General features: G+C 67.1%; 2 protein-coding genes. Both read left to right on the forward strand.

Annotated features, from left to right (window positions below; genetic code table 11):
* Positions 1 to 2,743 (forward strand): beta strand repeat-containing protein (locus tag V6M63_RS18065; protein WP_442909610.1); only part of this gene is annotated, 2,743 nt, incomplete at its 5' end.
* A gap of 76 nt (positions 2,744 to 2,819) precedes the next feature.
* On the forward strand, positions 2,820 to 7,496 hold a 4,677-nt coding region (locus V6M63_RS18070), incomplete at its 3' end, for a beta strand repeat-containing protein (protein ID WP_332744069.1).

The raw sequence follows: 7,496 nt of genomic DNA on the forward strand, positions 1-7,496 counted from the left end.
CGTTCGCGGCTCGGACTTCAACGACACGATCATCGGCGACCACCGAGGCAACGAACTCGAGGGCCGCGCCGGCGACGACTTCATCGATGGCGGCGGCGAGCTGTCCATCTCGGGGTGGGTGGCGACGGCCAACAGCTCCGGTCAGTACGACGTTGCCCGCTACGCGGAATCTACCGGCGGAGTGACCGTCAGCCTCGGCGAAGACGGCACAAACGGCATTGCCACCGGTGGCGGCATCGGCACCGACACGCTGGTCGGCATCGAGATGGTGATCGGCTCCGCCTTCAACGACGTGATTCGCGGCAGCAACCGTGCGCAGAACGAGATCATCCGTGGGGGCCTCGGCGACGACATCCTGTACGGCGGCGCCGAAACCGGCACCGATCTGGGCAACAACTTTGTCGACTACCGCGCGGCCAACGGTTCGGTCACGGTCGATCTGGCCAGCGGCACGGCGACGGGGGCGGACGGCAACGACTCCCTGCATGGCTTCATGGGCGTCCTGGGCAGCAAGTTCAACGACACCTTGACCGGCGGTGCCGAGGGCAACTACTTCGATGCGGGCGCCGGTAACGACACCATCGACGGTGGCGGTGGCGACGACGCCCTGAGTTTCCAGAACGCGGCCGGTTCTGTGACGGCCAACCTCGTCACCGGCAAGTCGAGCGGCGCTGATGGCAGCGATACCTTCACCAGCATCGAGTCGCTGCGCGGCTCGGAGTTCGCGGACACGCTGATGGGTAATTCGATCGCCAACCGCCTGCAGGGCCGCGCGGGCGACGACACCATCGACGGCGGCGCCGGCGACGACAACCTCCACGGCGGCTACGGGAACGATACGCTGACCGGCGGCGCCGGCAACGACACCTTCGAGTACGGCCTGTCCGGCGAGGGGGAGGACACCATCACCGACTTCGCGGTCGGTGACGCGATCCGGGTATCGACGACCCTGTCGACCACGGGGGTGACCAACGGCACCGGCGCCGGCCTGACGGGCAAGAACATCCAGGCCAGCACCAGCGGCGGCGTCACCACGCTCTACATCGACACCGATGCCGTGGCCGGCGCCGACGTGCAGATCGATCTGCTGGGTACCTTCAACACCAGCCAGTTCGCGATCAGCAACGAGGCGGACGGCAGTTCGCTGATCACCTACTCCAATGCGGGCACGCCCAACGGTACGGGAGACGTGACGATCATCGGAACCGCAACCCAGGGCGAAACCCTGACGGCCACGAACACGCTGGCGGATGTCGACACTCTCGGCAGCATCAGCTACCAGTGGTTGGCCGACGGCCTGGCCATCAACGGTGCCACCGGTTCGAGCTTCACGCTCACCCAGGGAGAAGTCGGCAAGGCGATCACCGTGCGCGCCAGCTACCTGGACGGCGCCGACGTGATGGAAGGTGCGACGAGCGCGCCCACCACCGCGGTGCAGAACGTCGATGACAACCCGACGGGCGCGGTATCGATAACCGGCAGCGCGGCCAAGGGCCAGACGCTCACCGCCAGCCACACCCTGGCCGACCTGGATGGCCTGGGCGCGATCAGTTGGCAGTGGAAGGCCGGTGGCAACGATATCGCCGGCGCCACAGGCGCGAGCTACGCGCTCACGGCTGCCGACGTGGGCAAGGCGATCACAGTCACGGCCAGCTACACCGACGGTTTCGGCGCCACGGAAGCTGTCACCAGCGAGGCGACGGCAGCGGTGGCTGACGTCACCGGTCTCCAGTTGCAGGGCATGGCCTATCACTGGAAGAGCCACGTGCTGCTGGACGGCGTGAACATCTCTGCCACCGATCCTTCGGCGGTGGCGCCCAGCAGCGACCTGTTCGACGTGCGTGGCATCACCTACGACGCGGCCGACCACAGCGTCAGCGTGCAGGTCTGGATCAATCCGTCGGCCGCCAACGCCTCGATGGATTTCACGGCGGTCAGCCAACAGGCCGGCAGCATCGAGTTCACGAGTGCGCTCAGCCCGAGCTGGATGGTGCTGTCCAACCAGGAGAACGCGAGCACCATGAACTTCAGCGCGGTCAAGAGCGACGCGGTCGGCGTCAGTGGCGCGCTGCAGGTGGGCACCCTGAAGATCAACCTGGCGCCCGGAGAAAGCACGGCTGCCATCAGCTTCAGCAACGTGGCGCTCGAGGAAACCGGGGTTGCAGGGTTCAGCGTGGGCTTGGCGATCGACTCGACGACGGACGGCGAGTACTCGATCACCCAGATGCCGGTCGGCAGCTACCAGTTGTCCGCCGAGCGGGCGGCCACCGACTCCGGAAGCGCAGTCAACTCGGCTGACGCGCTGGCGGCCCTGCGCATTGCGGTAGGCATGAACCCGAATACGAATGGTCTGGAACTGTCTCCCTACCAGGTGATTGCTGCCGATGCCAACGAGGACGGCAAGGTCAACAGCGCCGACGCACTGGCCATCCTGCGCATGGCCGTCAAGCATGCCGCCGCGCCGGCCCAGGAATGGCTGTTCGTCGACGAGACCCTGGACCTGTGGAACGGCGACGCGGCCATGGGTTCTTCGGCCCTGACCCGCCTCAGCGCCGGCTGGAGCAATCCGCTGGTCGATCTGCAGGGTGACCAGCAGGTCAACCTGGTGGGCATCCTCAAGGGGGATGTCAACGGGAGCTGGGCGGCGCCGGCCGGCAGCATCGATCTGGACAACACCGACCCCACTTATTTCCAGCTCCTTGGCACGCAACTGGGTGTGCCGACGGACATCTGGGGTATTTGACGGATGAGCATGGCAAAGTGCCCGGCAGGCGGCGGATGCCGCCGTGCCGGCAGCAAGAATCACTGGAGGAAGCGGTATGGCTAATGCAATCGTTGCGGGCACTCCCAGCCTGGTCGATGGTGTCCTGACGGTGACGTTCAACGTCGCCGCAACGGCGGCACCGATCATGAACTTCGGCTTGGAAATCTCACTGGATCCCGCGGTTGCGACTCTGTGGGGTGACCCCACCGGGCCGAGCGGCTGGCTCACCGTCCCCAATTCGACGCCCGGCAGCTTGCTGGTCGAGGCTACCGGCCTCACGCCCGTCCACCCCGGGGGCAACCTCCTGACACTCGCCTTCCGGTTGACGGACCCGGCTGCAACTTCGTTGTCGCTGACGTACAGCGGAAGCTACGGTGAAGAGAGTTTGCCGTTGGCGCTGACCGGTTTGGTTCTGGGTAATGGAACCATCGTCCAGAACGCACCCGCACAAGGGCAGCCGGTGATCACGGGCACGGTTGCCGAGGACCAGATGCTGACCGCGGTCGCCAGTGGCATGAGCGATGGCGACGGACTCGGCGAATTCAGCTACCAATGGCTGCGCGACGGCACCGCCATAAGCGGGGCTACCAACGCCACGTACCAGCTCGGCGACGCGGACGCGGGGCGTTCGATCAGCGTCAGGGTCAGCTACCAGGACGGAGCTGGCAACACGGAATCGCGCACCAGCGCCGCCACGGGGCCGGTTGCCAACGTGAACGATGACCCCGTCGGCGCCGTGACCATCACCGGCGCCGCCACGCGCGGTGTCACCTTGCAGGCTTCGCACACGTTGACCGACGGAGACGGGCCGGGCATGGTCAACTGGCAGTGGTTCGCCGATGGCACGGCCATCTCCGGCGCCACCGAGGCCACCTTCAAGCTGACCAACGCCGAGGTGGGCAAGGCCATCACCGTGCAGGCGAGCTACATCGACGGCCAGGGCACGGCGGAGTCGAAGACCAGTGCAGCGACTGCAACGGTAGTGGCGAACAATCTGCCCACCGGTGACGTCACCATCACGGGCACGGCGGCTGAGGGCCAGACGCTGACGGCGTCCAATACCCTGTCCGACCCGGATGGAGGGGGCACGGTCTCCTACCAGTGGTATGCCGACGGCACCGCCATCGGCGGCGCGACCGATTCGACGCTCGAACTGGCGCAGGCGCATGTGGGCAAAGCCATCACGGTGGTGGCCAGCTACACCGACACCCTGGGCAACGCGGAAACGAAGACGAGTGATGCCACCGCTTTGGTGGCCAACACCAACGACGACCCGACCGGCGCCGTCACCATCACCGGCACGGCGACCGAAGGCCAGACGCTGACCGCGAGCCACAACCTGGCGGACGAGGACGGCTTGGGAACGGTGAGCTACCAGTGGTTCGCCGGCGGCGTGGCCATCGATGGAGAGACGGGCAGCACGCTGGTGCTGGGGCAGGCGCAGGTCGGCGAGGCCATCACCGTCGAGGCCCGCTACGTGGACGGCTTCCTCAAGGCCGAGAGCGTGACCAGCGACGCTACGACGGTCGTGCAGAACGTCAACGACCCGGCGTCCGGAACGGTCACCGTCACCGGCATCTACAAGCAGGGCGAGACCCTCACCGCTTCGAATAGCCTGGCCGACGAGGATGGGCTGGGCACCATCCAGTACCAGTGGCTTGCCGATGGCGAGCCGATCTCTGGCGCCAATGGCGGTACGTTCGTGCTGACCCAGGCCCAAGTGGGCAAGATCATCACCGCCCAGGCCAGCTTCGTGGACGACGAGGGCACGCCGGAAAGCGTCACCAGTTCGACGGTCGGCGTCGACCCGGTCGAGGACATCGACGACGCGATGACCGGCAACGTGGCCATCGTGGGCGCCGCCACCAAAGGCCAGACCCTGAGCATCGACAACACCCTGGCCGATCCGGACGGCATCGTTGGTGGCGCTGGTGGCTTCACCTACGAGTGGCTGGCCAACGGAACCGTCGTCCTTGGAACCGGCAGCACCTACACGCTGACCGACAACGAGCTGGGCGACACCATCTCGGTTCGCGTCACCTACACCGACGCTTTCGGCTCTCACAGCGCGACCAGTGCCTCCACGGCGCCCGTCATCCTGAACAACCTGCCCGTCGGCACGGTCACGATCACCGGCACGCCGACCGAAGGCCAGACGCTGACGGCATCCAGTTCGCTGACCGATGCCGACAACGACGGCAGCACGGTCGCATCCGTCACGTACCACTGGCTCGCCGACGGCGTGGAAATCGGAACCACAGGGCCGACGCTGGTACTCGGCCAGGACCAGGTGGGCAAGCAGATCACGGTGCAAGCGCGATACATCGACGAACTGGGCGTGGAAGAGGCGCCCAGCAGCGCCCCAACCCTTGCCGTCGAGAACGTCAACCAGCCGGCCACGGGCGCAGTCACCATCAGCGGCACGGTCCAGCAGGGGCAGGTGCTCACGGCCGTGACCGGCGCGCTGGTCGATCCCGATGGCCTCGGCACCTTCGAGTACCAGTGGTTCGCCAACGGGTCCGCCATCTCGGGTGCGACGGGCCAGACCTTCACGCTCACCCATGCGGAAGTGGACAAGACGCTGACCGTACGCGTCAACTTCAAGGACCAGTGGAACACCGACGAGTCTGTCACCAGCTCGCCGACCGCGGCGGTGGCCAACCTGGATGACGCGCCGACGGGGACGGTCAGCATCGCCGGCACGTATGAACAGGGCCAGATGCTCACGGCTTCGAACACGCTGGCCGACCTCGATGGCATCGGTACGGTGAGCTATCAATGGCTGGCCAACGGCACCCCCATCAGCGGCGCCACCGGCCAGACCTTCGTGCTGACCCAGGACCAGGTCGGCAAGGCGATCAGCGTCCGCGCCAGCTACACCGACGGCTTCGGCAAGGCCGAAAGCGTGGACAGCGCCGATTCGCCGACAGTCGGCAACGTGGACGATGTCCCCACCGGCACGGTCACGGTGAGCGGCACCCCCACCCAGGGCCAGACCCTCACGGCTGCGAATACCCTGGCCGACCTGGACGGCATGGGCCCAGTGTCGTACCAGTGGCTGTCGAACGGCGCGGCCATTGGCGGCGCCACCAGCTCGACCTACACGCTCACCCAAGCCGAGGTGGGCACGGTGGTCACGGTGCGCGCCAGCTATCAGGACTTGCAGGGCAAGAACGAGTCCGTTGACAGCACGGCTGGCGCACCGATCCAGAACGCCAACGACCTGCCCACCGGCACCGTCACCATCGGCGGCACGGCGACGCAGGGGCAGTTGCTCACGGCCAGCAACGACCTTGCCGACCTGGACGGCCTGGGCGCGGTGTCGTACCAGTGGCTCGCCAACGGCATGGCCATCGCGGGCGCGACGAGCGCGACCTACGAGCTCTCCCAAGCCGAAGTGGGCAAGCAGATCACGGTGCGCGCCAGCTACACGGACGCGCTGGGACAGGCCGAGTCTGTGACCAGCGCGGCGACGGGCGCGGTGGGTAACGTCAACGACGCGCCCACAGGCACCGTCACGATCAGCGGCACGCCGCAGCAGGGGCAGGCCTTGACAGCAGTCACCAGCGCGCTGGGCGACCCCGACGGACTGGGCACATTCAGCTACCAGTGGCTGGCTGGCGGCCTGGATATCGGCGGCGCCACCGGCGCCACGTTCACGCCCAGCCAGGCGGAAGTCGGCGATGCCATCAGCGTGCGTGTGACCTACACCGACGCCCTGGGCACCGTCGAAAACGTGGCCAGCGCGCCGACTGCCGCCGTGGCCAATACCAATGACGCGCCGACCGGCACGGTCAGCATCGCAGGCACTGTGACGCAAGGCCAGACATTGACTGCCTCCAACACCCTGGCCGACGCGGACGGCATGGGCACGGTCGGCTACCAGTGGCTGGCCGATGGCCAGGCGATCGCCGGCGCCACCAGCAACACGCTGGTGCTGCAGCAGGCCCAAGTGGGCAAGGCCATCACGGTGCAGGCCAGCTACACCGACGGCTTCGGCCAGGCCGAGGCCCGCACCAGCGCAGCCACGGCACGCGTCGCCAACGTCAACGACGCAGTGACCGGCACGCTGGTCATCAACGGTGTCGCCACGCAAGGGGCGACCCTGAGCGCCGACACGTCGGGCTTGGTCGATGCGGACGGCCTGGGCGCATTCAGCTACCAGTGGCTGGCAGACGGCACCGCCATCGCGGGCGCCACGGCCTCGAGCCTGACGCTCACGCAGGCGCAGGTGAGCAAGGCCATCACGGTGCGGGTGAACTACACCGACGGCCATGGCACGCCCGAATCCACCGCGTCGGTGGCGACCGCCAACGTGGAGAACGTCAACGACATTCCCACCGGCGCAGTCGCCGCCGAGGGCGCTCGGGTGGCCGGACTCCCCATGAAGGCCAACACCAGTTCCCTGGCCGACCTGGACGGCCTCGGGACGCTGAACTACCAGTGGTACGTCGATGACATCGCCGTGGGCACCAACAGCAGCACCTATACGCCGGTTGCTGCCGACGGCGGCAAGGCGATCAAGGTCACGGTCACCTACACCGACGGCTTCGGAGCCTCGGAAAGCGTCACGTCCGCGGCGGTCAACCTGATGGCGGAGGACGACGCACCCGCGGTGGTGATCAACGGCGTGGCCGGCATTGCCGGTGACGGCAACGGCGACGGCCTGGTCGATTCAGTGCAGGAGCAGGTGGTCTCGGCTCCCTTCACCTCGTCCAGCAGCAACCAGGAC

It is taken from the genome of Hydrogenophaga sp. (genome assembly GCF_036675665.1).
In the GTDB taxonomy this organism is placed as follows: Bacteria; Pseudomonadota; Gammaproteobacteria; order Burkholderiales; family Burkholderiaceae_C; genus Hydrogenophaga.